Origin of the sequence: Mesorhizobium qingshengii, assembly GCF_900103325.1 — a bacterium.
In the GTDB taxonomy this organism is placed as follows: domain Bacteria; phylum Pseudomonadota; class Alphaproteobacteria; order Rhizobiales; family Rhizobiaceae; genus Mesorhizobium; species Mesorhizobium qingshengii.
On record NZ_FMXM01000013.1, the window covers coordinates 113,748 to 138,602 of the forward strand.

Sequence of the window (24,855 nt, forward strand, 5' to 3'; positions counted from 1 at the left end):
TCCCGGACGCCTTCGCGGAGTTATCGCCGACATGGCCGCCTATGCTGTTGGATGCCTCTCGGTCGAAAGCGACCCAAGGCAGACAATTATATGCTAGTCTCGCGAGCCATCGAACGAACGGCGGGAGGTAGCAATGTTGGAAACGGACAAGGTGTTTGCCGGCTCGATTCCGGAAAATTACGACCGCTATATGGTGCCGTTGATTTTCGAGCCGTTCGCCGCGGATCTTGCACAGCGAGCAGCGTCCCTGTCGCCCGGCGCCGTCCTGGAAATCGCCGCGGGCACCGGGGTTGTCACCCGCGCACTGGCGCCAAGACTGTCCCCTGGCGCAACCTATGTCGTAACCGACCTCAACCAGCCGATGCTCGACTACGCCGCTTCGCGACAAGCGCCCGACAGTCGCATCGAATGGCGCCAGGCGGACGCCATGGCGCTGCCGTTTGACGATGCGGCCTTCGATCTCGTCTGTTGTCAGTTCGGCGCGATGTTCTTTCCCAACCGCACATCCGCCTACCGCGAGGCAAAGCGAGTCCTGAAGCCCGGAGGACATCTTTTGTTCAACGTATGGGACCGCATCGAGGAGAATGTCTTTGCGGACGATGTGACGAATGCTCTCGCAAGGATTTTTCCGGACGATCCGCCGCGCTTTCTGGCACGCACGCCGCACGGCTACCACGATACGGCACTGATCCGCAGCGATCTGGAAGACGCGGGTTTCTCGCGCGTGGTGATCGAAACGAGAGCCGAACAAAGCCGAGCATCCTCGCCACGCCTTCCGGCCGTTGCTTACTGTCAGGGAACTGTTCTTCGAAGCGAAATCGAGGCCAGGGACCCGGGAAAGCTGGAAGCTGCAACCGACTATGCCGCCTCCGCGATTGCGGACAGACATGGCAGCGGCGAGGTTGCCGCCAAGATTCAGGCACACGTAATCGTGGCCGTGGCCTAGGCAATCCCAGCAAAAGCGTGAGCGGTTTTCCGTCCGGAATTGCGTCAGGACAAAGAGATGGAGGTGCCGGATTATCCGTTCCGGCACTTCCAGACATTATGGAGCAGGCATCAGGGCCGCGCTTGCCGTCCCAGCCCGGACGACGGATTGGGCAGGCCCGGCACCATCTGGCTCAGCACGCGATCGCGAAGGATGACATGGTGGTAGATGGCAGCCGCGGCGTGCAGTCCTGCGAGCCACAGGATGATGTCGCCAAGCGTGCCATGGATTTCCGCCAGCGACGTGCCCCATGTGCCGGAGAACGGGCCGATCGCTCCCAGGCCGTAGACCGTCACCGGGTGGCCGCCAAACCATGCGCCGAGCATGGCGGTCGCCGGAACCGCGAACAGGAGCGCATAGAGCGCCCAGTGTGTTGCCCTCGAGGCGAGGTCCATCCACCCGGGCATGGGAGGAGCGTCCGGAATGCGGTCGAACAGACGCCAGATCAGGCGGATGACCAGCAGCCAGAAAACGGCGAAGCCGAGCGACTCGTGAAGCAGCAGCGTCGAGGCGTTGGCGGCTGAATAGACGCGCGTGGGAGGACCACCTTCCGAGACCAGGAAGGCGATGAGCACGAACAGCGCCGTCAGCCAGTGAAGCGCCTGGGCGAGGCTTCCGTAGCGGGTTGCGGTACCAGATAGCGACATGCAAGAACTCCTGAACGCAGCGGCGGACAATCTCTCCGCACCGTGCCCCCATTTCAATCGTTCCTCAAGCGACATCGAAGGCGATGCGGCAGCTCCTCAGTCTTCGTCCGTCCAGATCAGGCGCAGCATGCGCAGCAGCGTTGCCCGATCCTTTTTCGTCAGCCGATGCAGGAACCGGTCCTCGTGCCGGCGAACCTGTTGCCGCCATCTGGGCATAGCCTCCCTCGCGGCCGGCGTCAGGGTCAGCACCCGTACGCGCTTGTCCTCGGCATGGTCGTCGCGCTCGACCAGCCCGCGCTCCTCGAGCTCGGCCAGCAGCGGCGCCATGTTGGCGCTCTTCATGCCGAGCAGGCGGCACAGTTCGGCGGCGCGGATGCCGGGCCTCTCGTCGATCAGCGCCAGCATGCCATAAGTGACCGGGCGCAGCGCCGCATCGGCCAGCTCGACCGCGAAATCATTCAAGGCGAAGGCCGAGGCGCGCCTCAGATTGTAACCGATCTGCGCGTCGAGCGCGTCCTCGGCCATCGCACCCCGCGCGGCTGTACTGGCGTGAACCTCAGTGTCATCCATGGTATAATCGATCACCGCGATCGCCTCCTCTTGTCAAGCGAAAAAGACTATGCGACATAGCAATCGTGATAGCTATGCTGCATAGCGATTTTCATCAATGTCGATGCGAAACGGGAGGACACTGACCATGACCGAAGAGACCGTTGCCTTCGATGTCGAGAACGGCATCGCCTGGGTGCGCTTCAACCGGCCGGACAAGCGCAATTGCATGAACCCGGCGCTCAACCGGCGCATGATGGAGGTTCTCGACGAACTGGAATTCCGTGACGATGTCGGCGTGCTCGTACTGTCGGGCGAAGGCAGCGCCTGGTCGGCGGGCATGGACCTCAAGGAGTATTTCCGCGAGACCGAAGCCAAGGGTCTCGGCGCCGTCCGCAAGGCGCAGTCCGAAGCCTATGGCTGGTGGCGGCGCCTGCGCTGGTACGGCAAGCCAACCATCGCCATGGTCAATGGCTGGTGTTTCGGCGGCGGCTATGGCCCACTCTTCGCCTGCGACCTCGCCTTCGCCGCCGACGAGGCGCAGTTCGCCCTGTCCGAGATCAACTGGGGCATCCTGCCGGGCGGCGGCGCCACCAAGGTGGTTGTCGACCTGCTGTCGATGCGCGATGCCATGTACCACGCGCTGACCGGCGAACTCATCGACGGCAGGAAGGCCGCCGCCTGGAAGCTGGTCAATGAAAGCCTGCCTCTGGCCGACCTGAAGGCGCGCGTCACCGAGGTCGCGAACATCTTGCTGAAGAAGAACCCGATTGCGCTCAAGGCGACCAAGGATGCCATCCGTCGCGTCGCCGAGATGACCTACGACAATGCCGAGGATTATCTGGTGCGGGCGCAGGAGGCGGCCAATTTCCATGACAATTCGGGCCGCAAGGAAGGCATCCGCCAGTTCATCGACGAAAAGAGCTACAAGCCGGGCCTCGGCGCTTACGACAAGGCCAGATGACGCCACGATAAACCCATCGCCGCAATCTGGGAGGAGATGCGAAATGCCGGCCTGGACGACGCCAGATCCCGTGGCCCTGCACGCCCGGACGCAGCCGGATCGTGTCGCCTGCGTCGACCTGGCATCGGGCCGAAAATGGACCTATGCCGCGCTAGACGCAGCCATCCAGCGCACCGTCGGCGTCCTTGAAACCGGCCACGGCATCGAACCGGGGCAGCGGATCGCCACGCTTGCCCGCAACAGCGCCGATCTCCTGATCCTGCAACAGGCAGCCATGCGGCTTGGCGCCATCTTCGTGCCGCTCAACTGGCGGCTCGCCAGTGCGGAACAGCGGGCGATCCTCGAGGACTGCGATCCGGTATTGCTGCTGCATGACGCCGCGCCCGAAATGGCGTTGCCCAGGGGCTGCATGCCAATCGAAGTCCCGGCCTTCGCTGAAGCGGTCGCGGCGCGGGCACCGGCGCCGCGCCGTCCCTTGTCGGCCAGCGACGCGCCGTCGATCATCCTCTACACATCGGGCACGTCGGGCCAGCCAAAGGGCGTCATCGTCACGGAAGGCAATGCGTTGGCGACCGCGGTCAATTTCGGCGTGCTGGGACGGGTCGGCAATGCCAGCATCTTTCTCTGCGACGCGCCGATGTTCCATGTCATCGGCCTCATCACCAGCCTGCGTCCGCCGCTGCTGCAGGGCGGCACGCTGCTGATCTCACCCGGCTTCGATGCCGGCCTCACCAACCGTCGCCTCGCCGATCCGACCCTTGGCGTCACCCACTATTTCTGTGTCCCGCAGATGGCCAGGATGCTGCGTGAACACCCGGACTTTGCGCCGGCGCGCTGGACATCGCTCACCGCCATCTTCACCGGCGGCGCGCCAAATCCGGCCGCCAATATCAACTGGTGGCTGGAACAGGGCGTGTGCATGGTCGACGGCTTCGGCATGACGGAAGCAGGCACGGTGCTTGGCATGCCGGTCGAGGCCGACCGGATCGCCCGCAAGGCGGGCTCGGCCGGCCTGCCGGCGCCAACGATCGGCCTGCGCATCGTCGACGAGGATGGCCGCGACGTCGCCGCCGGCGAGCCAGGCGAGATATGGCTGTCCGGTCCCTCCATCACATCAGGCTACTGGAACCGGCCGGAAGAGACGGCCTCCGCCTTCACTGCCGATGGCTGGTTTCGCACCGGCGACATCGCGCGGCAGGACGACGAAGGCTTCGTCACCCTTGTGGACCGCCGCAAGGACATGTTCATTTCCGGTGGCGAGAACGTCTATCCGGTCGAAATCGAGATGGTGCTGCTCGACCATCCCGACATCGCCGAGGCAGCCGTGATCGGTGTCGCCGATCGGCGCTGGGGCGAAGTCGGGCGCGCCTTCGTCGTGCTGAAGCCAGGTCGTGTTGTCGATCCGGCGGCGCTGGTCAGCCATTGCGGCGCCCGCATCGCCCGCTACAAAGTGCCGAAGGAATTCCTGATCACGGATGTCCTGCCGCGCACCGCATCCGGCAAGATCCAGAAACACATTTTGCACACCTGGACAGCACCAGCCAGCGGGCACAACTGAAGCAGACCACCATTCAGCCCGCCGGCGCGCCGCGAAAAATCGCCGCGGCCGCCTCGACGATTGCAGCATTGTCTCTCGCCGTCCCGCCATCGGCGAGCGTCTTGCCGTCCTCCAGCCCGACGCGCGTCGACCAGCGCTTGTGGTGCGCAAGTTCGACGAACCGCCAGACCGTGGCGTCGACGCCATGCAGCAGGATCGGCCGCCGCACCCCGGCGCGTTCGAGGACGGCGGCGATGCCGCGCGCCTCGTCCAGCGCGGCCGGCAGGTCCTGAATGTCGATCTCGATCAGGATGCGCAGCACCCGGTCGTGGCCGGCAAGGCCGACGAAACGCTCGGTATCGGCAACGGAAGCAAGCCCGGCCTCGATACCGACGCCGCGCTGCCGCAGCAGTTCCATCACCCCGGGCGCGTCGGCCTCCGACAGATTGACCGAGGCGTAGTCGGGCAGTTCCCGCCAGCCGGCGATCGCCGCGCGGGTCCGCTCGACATCGTTCTCGATCCGGGCGCCGGTCGACACGCCGATGAGCGTGCCCGGGCAGGCCTGGCGCACAGCGAGGACCGTCGCATCGACAGCCGCCAGGCTTTCGCGCCCATCGGCGCCGCGCGGATGGATGTGCAGTTCTGCCGCTCCCGCGGCGACGCAGGCCGCCGCGTCGCTCGCCATCGCCTGTGCGTCGAGCGGCAGCCTCGGGTGGAAATCACGCGGGCGCGCGCCGTTGATGCAGGCCTGGACAATCATTGATCTCGCCTCAGTCAAGAGTGACCGCACCCTAGCCGCGCGGCAAGGCACGGCAAAGAGTTGGGTGGCGTCACTCCTGACAGGCCTGGCAAGATTTGGCGGCATTTGAATAAAAGCCGCCAGTGGATATTTACCTCGCGTTCCGCCCCGTCCGGCAACCTATATTAGGGCGGGATCATGGAGGGACCCTTGAACAGCGATTTTTCGGCAGCCCGTGTCCACCTCGAACGAGCCTACTACTATCTGCGTGGCGACGACGAAACGAGCCGCGCGGCATGTGACACCCTCGATCTGTTGATCGAAACGGTGACGGAAGCCCAGCACATGCGACCCAAGGCTGGTGTGCTGGAGTTTCCGCTATCGCCGGCGCGGCAAGCCGGCTGAAACGTGTTCAGGTGAGGCCGGCCTCACCTGAACCTCGACACGCCACGGATCACGAGGCCTTGCGCGCCGTCGCACCCCGGTCGCGCGCGCGACAATTTGCTCCAGCGGCTCCGGCCGGTGCAGAAAAAATCCCTGGCCGAAGGCGACGCCCATGTCGCTGAGCATCGTCAGTGTGTCGTGCCGTTCGATCTTCTCGCCCACCACATTGCAGCCGAGGCTGCGGGCGATGCTGGTGATGGCCAGCACGATCTCACGGTCGAAGCGACTTTCCGTGATGTGCTGGATGAAGGAGCCATCGATCTTGATCGTGTCGACAGGGAAGCGCCGGAGATATTCGAACGAACTCATGCCGGCGCCGAAATCGTCGAGGCTGACCCGGCAGCGGCGCTCGCGCGCCTTGCGCACGAACTGCTCGGCGGCGTCGAAATTGGTGACGGCGGCGGTCTCGGTGATCTCGAAGCCGATGGCCGAATGCGGGGCGCCGGTCTCGTCGATGACGCTGTCGACGAACTCCCAGAGTTGTGGATCGCTCAGCGTCTGCGCCGACAGGTTGAAGCCGAGCGTCAGCGCACCCGAGCGCAGGGCCGCGCCATGCCGCGACAGAACGGTGCGGATGATCCAGCGATCGAGCCTGGAGGCGATGCCGAACCGCTCGGCAACTGGAATGAACTCGCCTGGTGGCACCAGCCGCCCGTTGCGCCCGACGAGCCTGGCCAGCACTTCGACATGGCGGCTCTCTTGCCAGGGCTTGCCGAGCAGATGGATTTCCTGGCCGAACAGTTTCAGCCGTCCGTCTTCCATGGCGTCGACCGTGTCGGCGGCGACCCGCGCCGCGTTGAGGCCGCCGGACCCCGATTCCACCGTCGCGGAGAACACCGCGAAACGATTGCGCCCGGCAGCCTTCGCCGCATAGCAGGCGTCGTCGGCGCAAGCCAGTGCGTCAGCGACCGTGGTGGTGGCGTCGTCGATGAAGGCGATGCCGATCGAGGCCGCCAGCTTGCGCGCCGACGCGGCCGTGCCGAGGTCGGCCTCACGCACCGCGCCGAGCACGGCGGTTGCGATCCGCTCGGCCTGCGAGGCATCGCAATGCGGCACCAGCAGCGCGAATTCGTCGCCGCCCAGCCGTGCCGCGTGCGCCGTCCGCGGCAGGCAGGCGCGGATGCCGGCGGCGACGCTCTTCAAGGCCTGGTCGCCAGCGGCATGGCCGGCAAAGTCGTTGAGCGCCTTGAAGTAGTCGAGATCGACATAGAACACCGCCAGCGGTGCGCCCGCCGCGATATGGTCGGCGAGCAGCCGATCGAAGGCGGAGCGGTTCCACAGGCCGGTCAGTGCATCATGACGGGCCGCATAGGCAAGTTCCATCTCGCGCAGTTTTTCCTCGGTGATGTCGCGCACCGTGCCGAGGATCTGGCCCGCCGACTGTGTGTCGGCGATGAACCGCACCAGCGATTCGACATGGCGGATCTCACCGTCGCGCTTGATGATGCGGTATTGCACGGCGACGACGTCCTGCGTGCCGATCGGTGCCAGATGCGCCTGCTCGGTCACCGCCTTGTCCTCGGGATGCAGGAACGTATGCCAGAGGTCGTCGGTCACCTCGTCGGTATCGGAGACCAGCCCGAAGATGTCGCGCGTGCGCTGGTCCCAGTAGCTTTTATTGGTGTCTAGGTCGTGATGCCAGATGCCGGTGCCGCTGGCGGCGAGCGCCAGGCGGAAGCGCACATTGACCTGCTCGAGCTCGGCTTCGGCGGCTTTCTGCTTGGAGATGTCGGTCTGCACGCCCATCAGCCTGACGGGTTTTCCGGACGCGTCGCGCTCGACGATGCCACCGCGATCGAGCACCCACACCCAGTGACCGGCTTTGTGCCGCAGCCGCAGTTCGGTCTCGATGGCGTCGGTCTGTCCGGCGATGTGGCGGTCGCCGCTGGCCAGCGCCCGCTCGCGATCATCGGGATGGGTCAGTTGCAGCCACAGGTCGCTGGTGTTGGCAAGTTCGGTTTCATCATAGCCCAGCATCCGCGCCCAGGTCGCGGAATAGAAGCAGTCGCCGGTCCGAAGATCCCAATCCCAGACGCCGAGATGGGCGCGTTCCAGCGCCTTCGCCCAGAAGGCCCCATTGCGACTTTTCTTGTCCTGACCCGTCATCTTCTGTTTCGCTTACCTCCACCACGCGGCAATCTGCAGCAAACCAGAGAAGAAAGCGTTACTTGGTCGGAGGCGGACGGCAGACCCGCCGCCGCCTCCCTACCAGCCCTCACCGTTCGCCTTTCGATTGGCCGGCAAGAACCGGAGTTTTGCGGCCGCCGGATCGTCCTACTGCTTGCCCCGGGTCATCGGAAAATCCGGTGATCCCGGGGTCTCCGGCCAGCCGGTGATCCCGAGGTCGCCGGCCAGCCGGCGATCCCTGACAGCAAAAAGAGGACCTCCCAATGACCAAACAAGAAGACAACAAGGCCGTCGTCGTCAGATGGTTCACCGACTTCTGGGGTGAAACCTGCGACCTGTCGGTGGTCGACGACATCGCCGCGCCCGACATGCTGCTGAAATACTCGCTGCATGAGCCGCGCCGTGGCCGCGACGACATCAAGGCCTTCATGACCGACTTTCGCGCCGCCTTCCCGGACCTCAACTTCTGGGCCACCGCCGACCTCATCGCCGAGGGCGACCATGTCGTCGGCCAGTGGGAAGGTGGCGGCACGCATACCGGCCCGGCGTTCAGCGATTTCCTCGTCGGCTCGCTGCCCGCCGCCACCGGCCGCACCATGCGCTTCACCGGCACCACCGTGCTGAAGCTTGTCGACGGCCGGATCGTCGAGGAGATCGGCCTCGACGACGGCGTTGCCGCCCTCACCCAGCTCGGCCTGATCAAGGCCGCGTGATTGCGGGGCCATCGCCGTCCAGGCGATGGCCCACTTTCAATCGCGGTCGAAGCCCGATGACAAGGCCGCTCTACAGTTGAAAATCGCGGCGGCCACGAATGTTGCTGTTGCGTTGCCACGCAACCTCTTCATCAACGGTTCGTTGGTGTCAAACAAAATATTATCGACTAAAAATATTAGAAATTTAACAAAACTTCAAGTGTAACCAGATGGTAATACATTGCCTGTGAAATACCCATAACAGTCTTCTGGACAGCTGGCGGGATGTCCTTCGATGAGTGCGCATGGCGAGCAGCGGGGTGGCAATGGCCGCTCAGCCTCCATTCTTGATCTTGACGTTGCGGCAACCAGTGGCGGTTGGCTGCTGGTTGCTCTGTGTCTGACCTATGCCGTGGCCGCTCTTTGTCTGCAGCCACATCGCTACCTGCATCTGGCGCAGTCCTATGCCGAGCCGTTCGTCTTCTTCTTGCTGCTGGCGGCTGGCCTTGGCGTGGCGGCGCTGATATTGCCCGGGATGCTCCGACAAGGTTCATGCTCGACACGCTCTCGCAGCGTTGGCTGGGCGCCGCACCGGTCATCGTCCTGTGCCGAGCATGCATGTCGCCTTCGTCACGCTCAACGCATTGTTCCTGACCGGTTTCGGGCGCCGATGGGCCATGGCCGGCTGGTCCTTCGCGGCGCTCATCCTGTTCGGCTCGGTTTACGCCGGCTGGCACTATGCCGTGGATGGCTACCTCTCGATTTCTGTCGTGTCGTTGCTCTGGTACCTGACCGGGCGTTTCGTTCTGCCGCAAGCGAGCCGGGGCGCCGCCGACGCGAGATTGGCGCTTCCGACCCCGGCGCCGCGGTGAGCGAGCTCAGCTGACGCCGTTGGCTGTGGAAGAGTGGCCAGACGGCATTGGCCGCCTGGCCTTGCCGGCTACTGGCTCGGCGCCATCGTGTGCTCGCACGACACTTTTGGGTTCATGTCGGCGAAAGTACCGGTCGGGTTGCCCTTCCAGGCCCAGACATGCAGTTCGTAGAATTCACCCAGGCCGTAACGGTTGGGCGCGCTGTTGAAGTTGAACAGCTGCCCCTCCAGCGACGCCGGCCCCTTCGAGGTGATGTATTCGACCGCCACCAGCTGCAGCGTGCCGTCGGCCATCGGCTCGTACATCACCGCTTCGGGACGGGCGATGTCGATCTTGTCATCCTTCAGATACTGGCCGTTGACGTAATGGATGCCCATGGCGCCGCCGGTGATGCCGCTGGCGCAGGGAATGGGCGCATAGCCCTCAGCCGTCGCGGCCTTGACGTCGACAAACCGGCTGTTGGCGGCACGCACCTTGTCGGCCAGCGGACTGGCGCCGGCCGCGGGCGCAATTGCTTCCTGATGCGCCTGAGCGAAGGTGGTGCAGACCGCCAGCATGGCCCCCGCCATGAGAAGTCTGCTGCGAGAGTTTGTTATCATGTTCATTCCATTCTTCTTGAAAAAGCACAGCGGGCCGGCCGCCGAAAATACGGAGGCCCGGCAGGCAAGCGCCGTGGCTGTTGTTGCTTGGATATCCCGATGCGACGACTGCCGATCATCCCTTCGGCAGATACGGGATCGTTCCGGCCAGATCGGTGTTGTCGATCATCTGGAAACGGCTGTCGCTACCATCCTGACGGGCCGAAACGAAAGGCGCATAGGCAGGATCGTTGGTGAAGGCGCGCGCCGCCGCTTCCGACGGGAATGCCATCAGGGCGATCAGCGTGGTGTCGAGCGGCTTGCCTTCAAGCGTCTTCACATTGCCGCTGCGCGACAGATATTTGCCGCCGTGCTTGTGGACGAGGTCGTGCACCGAGGCGGCATAGGACGGCATCCACTTGGGATCCTTCACCTTGATGTCTGCGATAACGTAAGTGGTCATGGGTAGTCTCCTGGTTGCGGCGCACAGGGGGATCCCGTGCACCGGCCAAAGGGCTCGCATGGCAGGGCCCGCGCCAACCAGTCCGCGAACTGTACTGGGCTGGTACAGTTTCTGTACTCGCCGCCTCAATCATGAAGGGCTAATGTTCGGCCCAGCTTCGAGGGAGGGAATACAAAGCATGGCCCAGCACGGATACAAACAGTTCTGCCCGCTATCGATGGCCGCCGAGGTGCTGTGCACACGCTGGACGATGGTCCTGCTGCGCGAGCTGGTGGCGGGTTCGACCCGCTTCAACGACCTGCGCCGCGGCGTGCCCAAAATGTCGCCGACCCTTCTGTCGCAACGGCTGAAGGAGCTCGAACTGGCGGGGATCATCGAGCGCAAGGAAGTGCCGGGCGAGAAAGGCATTTCCGAGTATCGGCTGACCGAGGCCGGCCGGGATTTGCGCCCGGTCGTCGAGGCGATGGGCTTCTGGGGGCAGAAATGGGTCGAGTCCCGGCTGTCGCTCAAGAACCTCGATCCGTCGCTGCTTATGTGGGACATGCGGCGCAACTTGAACCCCTCGCCGCTGCCCGAGGGGCGCACGGTGATACAATTTCTGTATCAGGATCTACCGGCGTCCAAACGGTCGTGGTGGCTGATCGTCGAAAAGCACGGCGAGGTCGATCTGTGCTGGTACGATCCGGGCTTCGATGTCGACCTCTACGTCTCGACCGACCTGCACACGATGACGGCGATCTGGATGGGGTTGCTTACGGTCGAGAAGGCCGGGGCGAAGGTCTCCCTGACCGGCGACCAAGCTATCGGCAAGAAGATGCAGACCTGGCTCGGCCTCAGCCCCTTCGCGATCGAGCCCAAGCGCGCGGCGTAGGAGAGCCGAGGGCTTGAGGATAGGCGGGCGGAAGCTTGCCCAATCCTGACACTTGTCAGGAAACGGGTGGCGAGGCCGGCTTCTGGCGGCTTCAATACGGCCATGTTCATCACCCTGGCCAGAGATCTGAAATCCACACCGCTGCCGGTTGCCGACGATTCGCGCTGGGCGCGCATCGTCGCGCGCGACAAGTCGGCCGACGGAGAATTCTGGTATTCGGTGGCGACGACCGGCATCTATTGCCGGCCATCCTGCCCGTCGCGGCAGGCCAACCCCAGGAACGTGCATCTGCACGACACGCTGGATCAGGCCAGGGCGACCGGCTTTCGCCCGTGCCGGCGCTGCAATCCGGATGGCCCTTCGCTCGAGGCCGGCAACGCCGCGATGGTCGCCGATGCCTGCCGCTTCATCGAACAGAGCGAGGAAGAACCATCGCTTGGCGAACTGGCGGCCGCCGCCGGCCGCAGCGCCGGCTATTTCCATCGCATCTTCAAAGCCGTCACCGGGCTGACGCCGAAGGACTATGCCGCCGCCCATCGCGCCGCCCGGGTCCGCCAAGGCCTGCAAGACGGCGCCAGCGTGACGACGGCGATCTACGATGCCGGCTTCAATTCGAGCGGGCGTTTTTACGAGAAATCGACCGGCATGCTCGGCATGACGCCGACACGCTATCGCGCCGGCGGCGCCAACGAGGAGATCCGCTTCGCCGTCGGTGAATCCTCGCTTGGCGCCATCCTGGTCGCGTCGAGCCAGAAGGGCGTCGCCTCGATTCTGCTCGGCGACGATCCCGACGCGCTGGTGCGCGACCTGCAGGACCGTTTCCCCAAGGCGCGTCTGATCGGCGGCGACCGCGACTACGAAGCGCTGGTCGCTCGCGTCGTCGGTTTCGTCGAGGCGCCGGCGCTCGGTCTCGACCTGCCGTTCGACGTGCGCGGCACCGCGTTCCAGGAGCGTGTCTGGCAAGCCTTGCAGGATATCCCGGCCGGCCGGACAGTCTCCTATGCCGAGATCGCGCAGCGCATCGGATCGCCAAGGGCGACACGCGCCATCGCCGCCGCTTGCGCCGCCAACAACCTTGCCGTGGCCATTCCCTGCCACCGGGTGATCCGCAAGGACGGCGCGCTGTCGGGCTACGCCTGGGGAGCGGAGCGCAAGCGCGCGCTGCTCGACCGCGAGGCCGCGCCCGGCGGGGCGGTGAAGGCACCCGCCGACGCATACCGCTCCTCACGGGCCTGAAGGAGGACCTGGCGGCAATGCGCGCGATGGCAAGGTCTCCCGAGAGCAGCACCGATGCGACCGGCCAGACCCGAGCCGCCGGCAGCCGGCGCGCCCCCGACGCGAAGTCACTGGTGATGGCCAGCATCGGCGAGCTTGTCGATGACGGCAAAGCCGAGTGGAACCGCACCGCGACCGGCGAGATCGAGCTGCGGCTGTTGACCGGCGAAGTGTTCCTGGTCGGCGAGGTCTCCGTCATTCGTGTCGCGTGAACCACCTTGGGCGACGTGCGAGCGGTTCAAAATCGGCGCTCTACGGCGCCCCCCCTCTGTCCTGCCGGACATCTCCCCCACGCGGGGGGAGATCGACAGTTCGGGCGCCGGCTCTCGTCTTGCAACGTCGAAGATTGGCGAACGCCGTGGTGACGGCCAATCTCCCTCCTTGTGGGGGAGATGTCCGGCAGGACAGAGGGGGCGCCGTAGAGCGCCTACATTGCCGTTCAGCCTTAGATCCTGAGATTTGAATTTGAAAGCAAGCACCGGAGTGAGGGCCGGCCGGCACCTGGCTAGGGTTCAGGCACAGACAAAGGAGTGAAGGCAATGAACCTCATGCAAACCAATGGGACGGCGGCGGCCTCCAACGCTATCGCCATCGACACCATCACCTATGCCATCGGCGAATCCGAGATCGGAAAAGTGCTGGCGGCACGCAGCCATATCGGCGTCTGCGCCATCCTGATCGGCTCCGACGCCGACACGCTGGAGCAAGACCTCGCCAACCACTTCCCCGGCAGGATGCTGGTCGAGGACGAGGCAACCTTGAGCGAGGATCTCGCGGCAATAGCCCGCTTCATCGAAACGCCCGGCGTCGGTCTCGACCTGCCTCTCGACATGCGCCACGGCACGCCGTTCCAGCAGCGTGTGTGGGACGTGCTGCGCGCCATCCCGTGCGGCACCACCATCACCTACACGGCACTTGCCCGGCGTCTCGGCCAGCCGAACAGCGCCCGCGCCGTGGCGACGGCTTGCGCCGCCAACGCGATCGCGCTTGGCATTCCGTGCCACCGTGTCCTGCGCACCGACGGCACGCTGGCCGGCTACCGCTGGGGTGTCGAACGCAAGCGCGCTTTGCTCGACAAGGAGGCCGCACTATGAACGCCCACGCCAAGGTTGCCGCATCCGTGGTCGAGGCAGCGGAAACACGCGTCGCCGGCTACGACTGGCCGGCATTGACCGCCGAACTCGACGGCTTCGGCTGCGCGGTGATGGAAAAGCTGCTCTCACCGCAGGAATGCCGTCGGATCGCCGGCCTCTATCGCGAGGAAGAACATTTCCGCAGCCACATCCATATGGCCAGGCACGGCTTCGGCCAGGGCGAGTACCGCTATTTCCGCTATCCCTTGCCTGACTTGCTCGGCGGCCTGCGCAGCGCGCTCTATCCCAGGCTGGCCGAGGTCGCCAACCGGTGGAACGAACGCATGGGCCTCGCCATGCGCTACCCCGCGGCGCATGCCGAGTTTCTCGAACAATGCCACACCGCCGGCCAGACGCGGCCGACGCCGCTGCTGCTGCAATATGTCCCCGGCGACTTCAACTGCCTGCACCAGGACCTTTATGGCGACCTCGCCTTCCCGCTGCAGGTGGCGATCCTGCTCTCCGAGCCGGGCAAGGATTTCACCGGCGGCGAATTCGCGCTGACCGAGCAGCGGCCGCGCATGCAGAGCCGGGTCGAAGTGGTGCCGCTGCGCCAGGGCGATGCCGTTGCCTTCGCCGTCCACAACCGGCCGGTGCAGGGAACGAAAGGCAATTACCGTGTCAATTTGCGCCACGGCGTCAGCCGGCTGCGCTCAGGCATGCGCCACACCGTGGGCATCATCTTTCACGATGCGAGGTAAGTGACCTCCGCGATCCGATGCGGCCGCCCTTACGGCGACCGCATCTTGAAAACGAAGGAAAGCGGGCAAGCGATTCCACCCAAACGCTATTTTCCGCCGATTCGATGCCTCCGCGCGGCACTCCGCATCAGCCGGCCGCCGCGTAGCGGTTGACCACCATGCCGCAGGCATAGGCCCTCGACCCGAGCAGGCGCAGCCTCTGGAAACCGCCCAGGTCGAAGATCCGGCGCCCCTCGCCCAGCACCGCCGGGTTGATGAACAGCTGGAACTCGTCCACCAGCCCGGCCGCGATCAGCGCCGACGCAAACCCTGCCCCGCCGAACACCGCGATATCGCCGCCCCCGGCCTTCTTCAGCGCGTTGACCTCGCGCGGCAGGCCGCCGCTGGCGACCGTGGTGCGTTCCCACCGCGAGGTTTTGAGCCTGTCGCTCAGCACCACCTTGTCGACATCGACGACACGTTGCGCAAAGGCATAGAAGGGGTCTCGCGGATAATTCCTTGCCGCGTTGCCCCAATGGATCAGATAGCCCTCCTCGACCATCTTGCGGCTCAGCAGGATGGTGTCGATGCCGGCGAAGATGGCGTTGAAGTCCTTTTTCAGCTCGTCATCCCAGGCGCTGTCGTCGCCCCATTCCCACAGCTGCCAGTGATGGTTCTCGAAGGCGCCGACAAAGCCGTCGACCGACATCTGCATCTGAAGGATGAGCTTTCTCATCGTCATTCTCCTCGTTCGGTTTGGGATCGAGCGGCGCTGCCGAAATCCCGCGCCCGGCGAACCGTCATGCCAGCGCAAATGGTTTACATTTGGAACCGTTGACCCATGCCGAGAATGGTGTCAATAGTAAAGTGATTTACAAATGGAAGTATAGCGATGTCGACCAGGGGAAAGTCCGGCTGCCCGATCAACCTGTCGCTCGAACTGCTCGGCGACCGCTGGACGCTGCTCATCATCCGCGACCTGGTCTTCGCCGGGAAAAAGCATTTTCGCGAATTCCTGCAGTCCGACGAGGGCATCTCGTCGCGCACGCTGGCCGAGCGGCTGCAGACGCTTCAGGACGAAGGCATCCTCACCAGAAGCGACGATCCGACACATGGGCTGAAGACGGTCTACCGGCTGACCGAGGCCGGCATCGACCTCCTGCCCGTGCTGGCGACGCTCGGCGCCTGGGGTAGCAAGCACCGCAGGGCCGACGACAAGCTCTCGCGGATCGCCGACGACATGGCGGCGGGTGGCGAGGCAGCGCTCGATCGCATGAAGATGGCGTTGCGGACCGAGCATATCGGCCAGGCGACAGGCTGAGGCTGCGCCTCCCCTCGCGGAGGAAATGAGGCGCCGAGCCGGCCACACTGGTCTCATCTGCTTGACATCGAGCTATCTTTGTTCTCTATTTGTTCGAATTCATAAGCAACTCCGGATATGCGGCCGGTACGCCGCGAGCGAATGGTCGGGATGGAAACGACAGCCACCATCCTGCATGCCGATCTCGACGCCTTCTATGCCTCGGTCGAGCAGTTGCTCGATCCGTCGCTGCGCGGCGAACCGATCGCGGTGGGTGGCGGCGTCGTGCTCGCGGCCTCGTACGAGGCGCGCGCCTTCGGCGTGCGCGGCGGCATGCCGGGGCGCAAGGCCCGCGAGCTCTGCCCGCAACTGATCTTCGTCGGCGGTCATTTCGGCGACTACCAGCGGCTCGGCGACGCGGCGATCAAGGTGCTCGACGATTTCACGCCCGTGGTCGAGCGCATCTCCATCGACGAGGCCTTTGCCGATGTCGCCGGCTGCACGCATCTGTTCGGCTCACCGCAGGAGATCGCCACGACTGTCCGCCGCCGCGTCCGCGCCGAGCTCGGCCTGCCGATATCGATTGGCGTGGCGCGCACCAAGCATCTGGCCAAGATCGCCTCGCAAGTGGCCAAGCCGGATGGGCTGGTCGTCGTCGAGCCCGGCACCGAGATCGCCTTCCTGCACGATCTGCCGGTCGGGCTGATGTGGGGCGTCGGCCCGGCGACCAAGGCACGGCTGGCCGACATCGGCGTCGAGACCATCGGCCAGCTGGCCCGGACGCACAGCGGCGCGCTGACCCGGCTGCTCGGTCCGGCCGTCGGCGAAAAGCTCGCCGCGCTGTCGTGGAACCGCGACCCGCGAAAGCTGGAGACGAAGCGCCGGGCGCGCTCCGCGGGCGCCCAGTCGGCGCTCGGCCGCAAACCGGCCGTCGCCGACGTCTACGTGCCCACTCTGCTGCATCTGGCCGATCGCGTCGCCAGCCGGCTGCGCGCCAAGGCGCGGCCGGGCCGCACGGTGACCGTGCGCGTACGCTTCGCCGATCTCAGCGCCGTTACCCGCTCGATCACGCTCGACCAGCCGATCTCGGCAACAACGATGCTGGCCGAGATCGCCGGCGATCTGGTGCGCGGTGTGCTCGCCGACCACCGCCAGGAGAAAACGATCTCGCTGCTGGCGATCTCGGTGTCGCATCTCGAGGAAAGCGCCGAGCTGCAGCTCGAACTGCCGCTCGGCCTCGCCGACGAGAAGCGCCGGCCCGGTACGCGCAAGGGCCTGGCGCGCTTCGGCGCCGACCGCGCCATCGACAAGATCCGCGAGCGCTTCGGCAAACAGGCGGTCGGCTACGGCACCGTGGCGCTGGAGGCAGCGCGCTCGGTGCCCGACGAATTCAGGGAACTGGCGGAGAAGGAACTGTGAGCGGAGGAGCGCGCCAATCCCGCCGATCGACGAACCATCGAGCAGGCAACACCCCTCCGTAGGAGGTTACCTGGCGCGCTCACCCCTCCAGTCTGATTCCGCATATCAGATAATAGCAGTCAACGTAGCGGGTGCGTTCAGGAGTGCCGCGTTCCGGCATTGCCTTGTCGTCTTCGTGGTAGCTTTGAATGAGGCGTGAGCATTGTGCCACTTTGATCGCCCTCACATTCGGAAACAAAGTTCCGACCACGGCTTCCGGCGCCCCGAGAGAAGCGGCCGCGAGGAGAAGGCACCCGAGACTGGCGGCAAGGAAAAGATATACGTTGCGCATTGTTCTCAACGGATACGGCCGGGTGACATTCTTGACAACGACGAACCCGTATCATGTTTAATATATGTATAGCGGCTCCGTCATTCATCCATCCGTCAGTAAAGCGGCGGCAAAGCACTTCGCCGCCGGTTGAATAGTGGAGTGCATCCGAGCCGACCCTTCTCGCCAGCAATGCTTGCCAAATCCCGTCATGCCGCCCATACAGCCTCTCGGGCGGATCGCCTGTCCCGAGAGGTCCGCGCCCTCTCTCATTTCGCCGGGGATACTGTCCGATGTCTGCGACGCCCTACCCTTGGTCAAAGCCGTGAAGCCTTCTCCCGACACCCCGTCACTGTCGCTTGCAAGCCTTGGATGGTCGGATTTTTTCGGCGATCAGCTCGATCCGGATGAGGCGAACCTCGTCCCGACACGCATTGCCATGGTGCATCGTGACCGCCTGAGCGGCCTGTCTCAGACCGGGCAAACGGACCTGACACTGCCGCCGCAAGCCAACACCGGCGACTATGCCGTCGGCGACTGGGTGCTGGTTGAGCCGCATAGCCACCTGCTGCGGCGCCGCCTGACCCGCAAGACGGTGCTGGAGCGCCGCACCCAGGGCGGCAGGGTGCCGCAGCTTGCCGCGGCCAATGTCGACACGCTGTTCATCGTCACCTCCTGCAACGCCGATTTCAACATCGCCCGGCTCGAACGCTATCTGGCGCTGGCCAACGAGGCTGGAACGACCCCGGTGATCCTGCTGACCAAGGCCGATACCGCTGAAGACTCCGAGGCGTACCACAAGCAGGCGAGCGCGCTGCAGCGCGGATTGCCCGTCGTGACGCTGAATCCGCGCACATCGGATGCCGCGGCCGCGCTGGCCGCCTGGTGCGGCCCGGGACAGACGGTCGCGCTGGTCGGTTCCTCCGGCGTCGGCAAATCGACGCTGGTAAACACGCTGGCAGGATCGGCGCAGCAACTGCCGCAACAGACCGCGGGCATCCGCGAACATGACGCCAAGGGACGCCACACCACCACGGCGCGATCGCTGCACGCCATTGCCGGTGGCGGCTGGGTGATCGACACGCCGGGAATGCGCACGCTGCATGTCAGCGATGTCGCCTCCGGCATCGACACGCTGTTCGCCGAAATCACCGAGCTTGCCCCGCTGTGCAAGTTCCGCGACTGCACGCACGTCCATGAACCGGGCTGCGCGGTGCAGGCTGCCCTTAAGGCTGGTACGCTCGATCCCGAGCGCCTTGCGCGCTGGCGAAAACTGTCTGACGAAAACCAGCACAACACGCCGGTCCAGAGTGGGCCGCGTGGCGGCAAGTCTCCCGCCGTGCGCGGAAAGAGGCGCTGAACGACCGTCCTACTGCCTACTGCCTACTGCCTACTGCCTACTGCCTACTGCCCTCAAAGTCGCGCCGTGCCGAAAACCCGATCCCACAAGGCTGACGTCACGCCGAAATTGGCCGTTTCGTCGACATGGTGGTGCACCGCGTGGCGGCGCTTGAGCGTGTAGAGATAGCTCGGATGGTTGGGATGCCAGTGATGGATCATGTGGTGGATGCTGATGTACCAGAGGTAGCCCAGCATCAGCCCGCAACTGGCCGCGCTCGCGGTAGCGAAACCCGACACCATCCATACCGGCAAAAACGCCACCAGCGCATGCACCCCGAGGCTGAGCCAGGTCGGCGTCCCCACCGAACTGCGCTCCTCGACATGGTGGCGGTCATGCAAGTCGCTGATGTAGGGAATGTGATGAAGGACGAACCTGTGCAGCAGGTATTCGATCAACGTCCACAGGCCAAGACAGGCGAGGACCGTGCCCATCCAGCCTGGCGCACTCTCTTCGCCGGCCTCGATCAGGCCGGCCACCGCCAGCACGGCGATCACCAGCGGATAGACCACGAAGTCGCTGTAGTAGCCAATAAGACCGAGTTGCATCCGAGACGCCTCACCTAGCTTTCGGTGCCGCCAACAGAAGATGGCATCAGATTGCCAGCCCGGCGGCTGAGGAGCAATGCAGGTGCACCTGACATAGCATCGCAGTCACCCGGCGCAAGCCCACGCCAAAGGATTTGCGGGGACAGTCGGCGCTGCTGGATCGTAATGTTATCCGGCAAACCGCGCCGGCGCCCACGCCCCGCCCGCGTGGCACAATTGACTATCGGGAATTGCTGTTCAATCTTTCAAGAAAATAGAAGCTTTGTTCCGGAGGAGGAATGGAGGCCAGGCTCGACGGCAAGGTGGTGCTGGTCACCGGCGCGACGCAAGGCATCGGCCGCGCCACCGCCGAGACGCTGGCGCGTTCCGGCGCCGCTGGCTTGTTGGTCACCGGCCGCGAGAAGACGCGCGGCGACGCCGTGGCGGCCGGGCTTTCGCAACTGGGCACGCCGGCCGTCTTCGTCGCCGCCGACCTGTCCGATCCGGATGCTCCCGCCCTGCTGGCGCAAGCCTGCATCAACCGCTTCGGCCGTATCGACGCTCTGGTCAACGCCGCCGGCCTGACCGATCGCGCGTCCTTCCTCGATGCCAGCCTCGACGACTGGGCGTCGCTGTTCGCCGTCAACGCACGCGCGCCGTTTTTCCTCATGCAGGCGGCAATTGCCGACATGAAGAAGCGCGGCCAGGGCGGTTCCATCGTCAACATCCTGTCGATCAACGCCCATTGCGGCTCGCCCGAGCTCGCCGTCTATTCCGCCACCAAGGGCGCGCTCGCCACGCTGACCAAGAATGCCGCCAACGCCCACCGCTTCGACCGCATCCGCGTCAACGGCATCAATGTCGGCTGGACCGACACCCCGGCCGAACGCGTCATGCAGGCCGAGACGCTGGGCAACGGTCCCGGCTGGCTCGATGCGGCAAACGCCGCGCAGCCTTTTGGCAGGCTGCTGATCCCAGACGATATCGCCAACCTCGCCGTCTTCCTGCTGTCCGATGCAGCCGGGCCGATGACCGGCGCGGTGATCGACCAGGAGCAGTCGGTGATCGGGGCGAACCGGTGAGCGCGGCTTCCGCATCGCCGGAAACACTCGGACCGGCCTTGCGTGGCCGGCCTCCCGTCGCTGCTGTTCGTGCCGCTGGCGGCCCTCACCGTCTTCACCTTGAACCGCACCGGCTTCGGCCGCCTGCTCCACGCCGTCGGCGACAATGAACGCGCAACGCGCCTGTCCGGCGTGCGCTACTGGCAAGTGATATCAGCGCTCTACATCATCTCCAGCGTGCTCGCCGGCATCACCGGCCTGCTCTATATCGGCCGTCGGACGTCGCGTTTCCTCCCATAGATTTAGCCTTCCTCAGGGCTTACTCTCCTAACCAGACGCGGGCCGACGCCGATCGCTGGGCGGCCCTCCAATGACAACGACTCTCTAGAGTAACGCACACGGTCAGATGGACGCCCCACTCCGGCTGCCGGGACAGGCCAGCCGGCTTCGGCGGCGGAGCGAGGAGATATAAAGTTACCCAAGCAGATACCTGGCATACAGGCGTTCACGGAAGCCCGCGCGATCTTTGATTGATGCATTGACGCAGCGGGATCGGGGTGCGTTGGCGCGTTGCGCGCAATTGGTCATTTCTTGCTGTCCGCTTACGCATTGAGGTGCCTAGAAGCTGCCGGGCCGCTATCGGCCCACGGGCGGCAATGCGCCTGCAAACTGCCGTTCGCTCCGGAATGGCCGCAGGAAGGACGGCTCGCGACTCGCCTGGTCTAGTTGCACCCCGCAGCCCCTGTCCTCAGATTCGCGCGCCTCAAAGCGTTAGCATAAACTAATATTAATCGGAATCACTAAAGCAAATATGCCTATAATTTTGGCACATATACAAAATTTTAATCAATTTTTTTCTGGTCATCATGTCTTACTATCATCCCCGGAGCGGAATCTTTGCCACTTATTCAGGGTATGTCTTCCGAATGGTCGATGTTATGGTGGATTGGGTGACGATTCCCTGGAACGATATTGTTCGTCGCAACGTTGCCCGGGAAAGCGGTCGCCGGGACTCTTATCGAATGATCTGAGCGGCCAGGCACCACGAGGAAGGAATTCTGATGAGCACCGTCATGAACGCCAAAGGCATCCCTCTTCCCTACACCGGTGCTTCCACCCATTGGTTCTCGGCGACCGGGTCCGGACCGGAACTGTACGGCACGCCCGGCAACGACTCCTTCTGGGGAGACAGCAGTGTCAATGTCACGATGTATGGTGGTGCGGGCGACGACTACTATCATCTCTATTCCACGATCAACAGGGCGGTCGAGGATCCTGGGGCGGGTGTCGACACGATCGACACCTGGATGAGCTACAAGCTGCCCGCCAATTTCGAGAACCTCGTCGTTACCGGTGACAATCGCTATGCGTTCGGAAACGCTTTGGACAACATCATCAAGGGCGGGTCCGGCCATCAGACGCTGGATGGCGGCAAGGGCAATGATGTCCTGATCGGCGGCGACGGCGCCGACGTCTTCATCGTCTCGAAGGGCAACGGAAGCGACCTGATCTTCGATTTCGGCGCGACGGACACCGTGCGTCTCAATGGCTACGCCCTCACCTCGTTCGAGGCCGTACAGGCCAACATGGTCCAGGCGGGGGCGAATGTGCAGCTCAACCTCGGCTCCAGCGAGATGCTGGTGTTCAACAACACCACGATCGACAAGTTTCAGCCCGCCCAGTTCGAACTGCCGATCGACAAATCAGGCATGACGGTGTCCTTCGCCGACTACTTCAACACGCTGAGCCTCTGGAACGGCCAGAGCGGCACCTGGGATTCCAACTTCTGGTGGGGCGCTCCGAACGGCAGCACGCTGACCCAGAACGGCGAGCTGCAATGGTACATCGACGCCAGTTACGGCCCGACGAGCTCGGTCCATCCGTTCAGCGTGGCAAACGGCGTTCTCACCATCACCGCGGCGCAGGCCCCGGAAGACATCAAGCCTCTGATCAACAACTACGAATACACCTCGGGGATCCTGACGACCCACGACACCTTCTCGCAGACCTATGGCTATTTCGAAATGCGCGCCGACCTGCCCGAAACGGCCGGAGCATGGCCGGCCTTCTGGCTGCTGCCGGAAGACGGCTCGTGGCCGCCGGAACTTGACGTGCTCGAAATGCGCGGCCAGGACCCGAACACACTTGTCATGACGGCGCACACGAACGAGACGGGACAGCACACCAAGATTTCGTCCTCGGTGAATGTTTCGAACACCGACGGCTTCCACACCTATGGCCTGCTGTGGACGCCGGACCAGCTGATCTGGACCTACGATGGCGTCAAGGTCGCTGAAGTCGCGACGCCGTCGGACATGCATACCCCGATGTATATGCTGGTCGATCTCGCGGTCGGCGGTTTGGCCGGCGCGCCTCCCGACCATCTGGCGACGCCGGCGCAAATGAAGATCGACTATATCCGCGCCTATACGCTGGATGATGTGCAGCAGAGTCATCTGAGCATAACAGGCGAGCACACGGTCTAGGCGACCAGTGCGATGTTGCGGGATCATGCGCCGTTGAGCGATGCGACGAGGCAGCAGGGCCTGCGGTCGGTGTTCATGCGCGCCATTGCCGATATCGGCGTCTTCTCGCTGCTGATCAACATCCTGCTGCTGGTGATCCCGCTCTATCTGCTGCAGGTGTATGATCGCGTGCTGCCATCCTCCAGCGTCGAGACGCTGCTTTATCTGTCGGCGATGGCGGTTGTCGCGCTCGCTTTCCTCGGCTTGCTGGACGCGGTCCGCGCCATTTACACGCAGCGCGTCGCCGCCACGGTCGATCAGAAACTGGGCGCGGCGACATTCGCCGCCTCGCTTGGCGCCAAACATGCCGGCGGCGGCCTGTCGCCGCTGCGCGACCTTGCCTCGGTCTGCGCCTTCATCAGGTCGCGCGGCGTGGCGGTACTGTTCGACCTGCCCTTTGCTCCTGTCTTTCTCGCCCTGCTCTATCTCATCCATCCGGTGCTGTTCTGGCTGACGCTTGCCGGCGCGGTGCTTTTGTTTCTTCTGGTCGTGGCCAATCAGCTTGCCATTGGCAGGAACGATGCCCTGTCGGCGGAACGCTCGGCCGCCGCCAGCCAGGCCGAGCAGGCCTTTGCCCGCAATGCCGAAACGCTGCGCGCCATGGGCATGGTGCGAGCCGCCGCCGAGGTATGGGGCGGGCACGTCGCGGAAGCGCTCACCCTGCATGACCGTTCATCGAGCGCCAACGCCATCTTCAGCGCGGCGTCGCGGGCGCTGCGCATGATGCTGCAACTGGCAATACTGGGCGCCGGGGCATGGCTGGTGCTGCAGGGGCAGATGACAGCCGGCATGATCTTCGCGTCCTCGCTGGTGTCGTCGCGCGCGCTGCAGCCACTCGACCAGCTGATCGGATCCTGGCGGCAGATCGTCGACGCCAGGCGTTCGTGGAAGCGGCTGGCCACCGCGCTTGCGGCCCGTCCGGCGGATGCGCGGAAGCTGACATTGCCGGACCCCTCCGGCGCGATCGCCGCGCAGGACCTTTTCTTCATCGCGCCGAATGCCTCCTTCGGCACGGAACCCATCCTCAAGCGGCTGAACTTTGTGATCGGCGCCGGCGAGGCGGTGGCAATTATCGGCCCGAGCGGCGCCGGCAAATCCACGCTGGCGAAATTGCTTGTCGGCGCGCTCCAGCCGACCGGCGGCTCGGTCAGGATCGACGGCGCCGACCTCAGGACCTGGGACGAAAACCAGCTCGGAAAGCACATCGGCTACCTCGCGCAGGAAGTGGAGCTTTTTCCCGGATCGATCGCGCAGAACGTCGCCCGCTTCGACCCGGATGCCGATGACCCCGCGATCGTCGAAGCCGCCAGGCGCGCCGAGGCGCACGAGCTGATCCTGGCGCAGCGCGACGGCTACCAGGCCACCATCGGTCCATCCGGCACGACGCTGTCGGGTGGCGAGCGCCAGCGGATCGGGCTGGCGCGCGCCTTCTACGGTAATCCGCGCATTCTCGTTCTGGACGAGCCCAGTACCCATCTCGACGGCAGCGGCGAAACGGCGCTCGAAGCGGTGCTTTCCGCCGCCAAGGCGGCGGGCGTCACGACAATCGTGATAACGCACCGCCCTTCGATCGCCGCGGCCTGCGACCGCGTGATGCTTCTGCGCGGCGGAGTGGTCGAAGCCTTCGGTCCAGGCGGCGACGTGTTGCGGCAGTCGACCGCCGGCAAGGGCCTTCCTCCACAGCGCAACACGGTGGTGACAGGATCGTTCGCCACGACGATCCGCGGCACCTCGCATAACGTCCGCTTTGGATCGTGA

The 24,855-nt window shown here is 64.6% G+C and carries 26 protein-coding genes and 1 pseudogene; 18 read left to right on the forward strand and 9 right to left on the reverse strand.

The window, feature by feature from the left end:
* The first annotated feature begins 133 nt into the window (after positions 1 to 133).
* Entirely contained in the window at positions 134 to 946 is an 813-nt protein-coding gene (locus BLS48_RS20830) for a class I SAM-dependent methyltransferase (RefSeq protein WP_091581407.1), read from the forward strand.
* Between the two features lie 110 nt (positions 947 to 1,056).
* Here the strand turns inward: BLS48_RS20830 and BLS48_RS20835 are convergent, their stop codons facing one another.
* Positions 1,057 to 1,632 (reverse strand): cytochrome b, encoded by a 576-nt coding sequence (locus BLS48_RS20835; RefSeq protein ID WP_091581410.1) that lies wholly within the window; start codon positions 1,630 to 1,632, stop codon positions 1,057 to 1,059.
* Positions 1,633 to 1,728: 96 nt separating this feature from the next.
* Positions 1,729 to 2,217, reverse strand: a complete 489-nt coding sequence (locus BLS48_RS20840) for a MarR family winged helix-turn-helix transcriptional regulator (protein WP_244529728.1) — start codon at positions 2,215 to 2,217, stop codon at positions 1,729 to 1,731.
* 112 nt (positions 2,218 to 2,329) lie between these two features.
* On the opposite strand from BLS48_RS20840, the gene BLS48_RS20845 reads away from it, so the two are divergent.
* Positions 2,330 to 3,145 carry a p-hydroxycinnamoyl CoA hydratase/lyase gene (locus tag BLS48_RS20845; RefSeq protein ID WP_091581651.1) on the forward strand — a complete coding sequence of 272 codons (816 nt, stop codon included), beginning with the start codon at positions 2,330 to 2,332 and terminating at the stop codon, positions 3,143 to 3,145.
* Between the two features lie 43 nt (positions 3,146 to 3,188).
* The gene (locus BLS48_RS20850; RefSeq protein ID WP_091581416.1) at positions 3,189 to 4,703 is read left to right on the forward strand and encodes an AMP-binding protein; all 1,515 of its coding nucleotides are present in this window, start codon (positions 3,189 to 3,191) and stop codon (positions 4,701 to 4,703) included.
* A 13-nt stretch (positions 4,704 to 4,716) separates the two neighbouring features.
* Here BLS48_RS20850 and BLS48_RS20855 read toward each other — a convergent pair whose 3' ends face one another.
* Positions 4,717 to 5,442: a 3-keto-5-aminohexanoate cleavage protein gene (locus tag BLS48_RS20855; protein ID WP_091581418.1), complete on the reverse strand. Its 726-nt coding sequence runs from the start codon at positions 5,440 to 5,442 to the stop codon at positions 4,717 to 4,719.
* A gap of 189 nt (positions 5,443 to 5,631) precedes the next feature.
* Here BLS48_RS20855 and BLS48_RS20860 point away from each other — a divergent pair, with 189 nt between their 5' ends.
* Positions 5,632 to 5,826: a hypothetical protein gene (locus tag BLS48_RS20860; RefSeq protein WP_167365173.1), complete on the forward strand. Its 195-nt coding sequence runs from the start codon at positions 5,632 to 5,634 to the stop codon at positions 5,824 to 5,826.
* Here BLS48_RS20860 and BLS48_RS20865 read toward each other — a convergent pair.
* On the reverse strand, positions 5,800 to 7,971 hold the full coding sequence (locus tag BLS48_RS20865) for an EAL domain-containing protein (protein WP_143019451.1): 2,172 nt from the start codon (positions 7,969 to 7,971) through the stop codon (positions 5,800 to 5,802). The two genes, BLS48_RS20860 and BLS48_RS20865, sit on opposite strands and share 27 nt — an antisense overlap.
* Positions 7,972 to 8,255: 284 nt before the next feature.
* Here BLS48_RS20865 and BLS48_RS20870 point away from each other — a divergent pair, with 284 nt between their 5' ends.
* Positions 8,256 to 8,705 carry an ester cyclase gene (locus BLS48_RS20870; RefSeq protein ID WP_091581423.1) on the forward strand — a complete coding sequence of 150 codons (450 nt, stop codon included), beginning with the start codon at positions 8,256 to 8,258 and terminating at the stop codon, positions 8,703 to 8,705.
* 313 nt (positions 8,706 to 9,018) lie between these two features.
* Here BLS48_RS20870 and BLS48_RS36235 read toward each other — a convergent pair whose 3' ends face one another.
* A complete protein-coding gene (locus BLS48_RS36235) occupies positions 9,019 to 9,231 on the reverse strand; it encodes a hypothetical protein (RefSeq protein ID WP_244529729.1) in 213 nt (70 codons plus the stop codon).
* Between the two features lie 67 nt (positions 9,232 to 9,298).
* On the opposite strand from BLS48_RS36235, the gene BLS48_RS36240 reads away from it, so the two are divergent.
* Entirely contained in the window at positions 9,299 to 9,556 is a 258-nt protein-coding gene (locus BLS48_RS36240; RefSeq protein ID WP_244529730.1) for a phosphatase PAP2 family protein, read from the forward strand.
* 68 nt (positions 9,557 to 9,624) lie between these two features.
* Here the strand turns inward: BLS48_RS36240 and BLS48_RS20880 are convergent, their stop codons facing one another.
* A complete protein-coding gene (locus BLS48_RS20880) occupies positions 9,625 to 10,161 on the reverse strand; it encodes a hypothetical protein (protein WP_208604649.1) in 537 nt (178 codons plus the stop codon).
* A gap of 109 nt (positions 10,162 to 10,270) precedes the next feature.
* Complete coding sequence (locus BLS48_RS20885) at positions 10,271 to 10,597, reverse strand: DUF1330 domain-containing protein (RefSeq protein ID WP_091581428.1); 327 nt, start codon at positions 10,595 to 10,597, stop codon at positions 10,271 to 10,273.
* Between the two features lie 178 nt (positions 10,598 to 10,775).
* Between BLS48_RS20885 and BLS48_RS20890 the strand changes: the two genes are divergently transcribed.
* The 5 genes from BLS48_RS20890 to BLS48_RS20910 all read left to right on the forward strand — a co-directional run bounded on the left by BLS48_RS20890 (position 10,776) and on the right by BLS48_RS20910 (position 14,577).
* Positions 10,776 to 11,468 (forward strand): winged helix-turn-helix transcriptional regulator, encoded by a 693-nt coding sequence (locus tag BLS48_RS20890; protein WP_091581431.1) that lies wholly within the window; start codon positions 10,776 to 10,778, stop codon positions 11,466 to 11,468.
* Between the two features lie 102 nt (positions 11,469 to 11,570).
* Complete coding sequence (gene ada / locus BLS48_RS20895; protein ID WP_167365174.1) at positions 11,571 to 12,704, forward strand: bifunctional DNA-binding transcriptional regulator/O6-methylguanine-DNA methyltransferase Ada; 1,134 nt, start codon at positions 11,571 to 11,573, stop codon at positions 12,702 to 12,704.
* A 17-nt stretch (positions 12,705 to 12,721) separates the two neighbouring features.
* A complete protein-coding gene (locus BLS48_RS20900) occupies positions 12,722 to 12,955 on the forward strand; it encodes a hypothetical protein (RefSeq protein ID WP_091581436.1) in 234 nt (77 codons plus the stop codon).
* 327 nt (positions 12,956 to 13,282) lie between these two features.
* Positions 13,283 to 13,837: a methylated-DNA--[protein]-cysteine S-methyltransferase gene (locus BLS48_RS20905; protein WP_091581439.1), complete on the forward strand. Its 555-nt coding sequence runs from the start codon at positions 13,283 to 13,285 to the stop codon at positions 13,835 to 13,837.
* Entirely contained in the window at positions 13,834 to 14,577 is a 744-nt protein-coding gene (locus BLS48_RS20910) for a 2OG-Fe(II) oxygenase (RefSeq protein WP_091581441.1), read from the forward strand. Before BLS48_RS20905 ends, BLS48_RS20910 begins: the two co-directional genes overlap by 4 nt.
* A 127-nt stretch (positions 14,578 to 14,704) precedes the next feature.
* Here the strand turns inward: BLS48_RS20910 and BLS48_RS20915 are convergent, their stop codons facing one another.
* Positions 14,705 to 15,292 carry a dihydrofolate reductase family protein gene (locus BLS48_RS20915; RefSeq protein WP_091581653.1) on the reverse strand — a complete coding sequence of 196 codons (588 nt, stop codon included), beginning with the start codon at positions 15,290 to 15,292 and terminating at the stop codon, positions 14,705 to 14,707.
* Between the two features lie 156 nt (positions 15,293 to 15,448).
* Between BLS48_RS20915 and BLS48_RS20920 the strand changes: the two genes are divergently transcribed.
* From BLS48_RS20920 to rsgA, 3 genes are all read left to right on the forward strand, one after another.
* Positions 15,449 to 15,877 (forward strand): winged helix-turn-helix transcriptional regulator, encoded by a 429-nt coding sequence (locus BLS48_RS20920; RefSeq protein ID WP_091581444.1) that lies wholly within the window; start codon positions 15,449 to 15,451, stop codon positions 15,875 to 15,877.
* A 150-nt stretch (positions 15,878 to 16,027) separates the two neighbouring features.
* Complete coding sequence (dinB, locus tag BLS48_RS20925) at positions 16,028 to 17,275, forward strand: DNA polymerase IV (protein WP_091581656.1); 1,248 nt, start codon at positions 16,028 to 16,030, stop codon at positions 17,273 to 17,275.
* 635 nt (positions 17,276 to 17,910) lie between these two features.
* Positions 17,911 to 18,945 carry a ribosome small subunit-dependent GTPase A gene (gene rsgA, locus BLS48_RS20935; RefSeq protein WP_244529731.1) on the forward strand — a complete coding sequence of 345 codons (1,035 nt, stop codon included), beginning with the start codon at positions 17,911 to 17,913 and terminating at the stop codon, positions 18,943 to 18,945.
* Positions 18,946 to 18,998: 53 nt separating this feature from the next.
* On the opposite strand, the gene BLS48_RS20940 is transcribed toward rsgA, so the two are convergent.
* Positions 18,999 to 19,532, reverse strand: coding sequence for a sterol desaturase family protein (locus BLS48_RS20940; protein ID WP_091581450.1), 534 nt, complete (start codon positions 19,530 to 19,532; stop codon positions 18,999 to 19,001).
* A gap of 278 nt (positions 19,533 to 19,810) precedes the next feature.
* Between BLS48_RS20940 and BLS48_RS20945 the strand changes: the two genes are divergently transcribed.
* From BLS48_RS20945 to BLS48_RS20960, 4 genes and pseudogenes are all read left to right on the forward strand, one after another.
* On the forward strand, positions 19,811 to 20,593 hold the full coding sequence (locus BLS48_RS20945) for an SDR family oxidoreductase (RefSeq protein ID WP_091581453.1): 783 nt from the start codon (positions 19,811 to 19,813) through the stop codon (positions 20,591 to 20,593).
* Positions 20,594 to 20,647: 54 nt separating this feature from the next.
* Positions 20,648 to 20,845 (forward strand): annotated as a pseudogene (locus BLS48_RS20950) (ABC transporter permease subunit); the annotation flags it as partial.
* 788 nt (positions 20,846 to 21,633) lie between these two features.
* Positions 21,634 to 23,058 carry an endo-1,3-1,4-beta-glycanase EglC gene (gene eglC / locus BLS48_RS20955; protein ID WP_091581456.1) on the forward strand — a complete coding sequence of 475 codons (1,425 nt, stop codon included), beginning with the start codon at positions 21,634 to 21,636 and terminating at the stop codon, positions 23,056 to 23,058.
* A 33-nt stretch (positions 23,059 to 23,091) separates the two neighbouring features.
* Positions 23,092 to 24,855 carry a type I secretion system permease/ATPase gene (locus tag BLS48_RS20960; RefSeq protein ID WP_244529732.1) on the forward strand — a complete coding sequence of 588 codons (1,764 nt, stop codon included), beginning with the start codon at positions 23,092 to 23,094 and terminating at the stop codon, positions 24,853 to 24,855.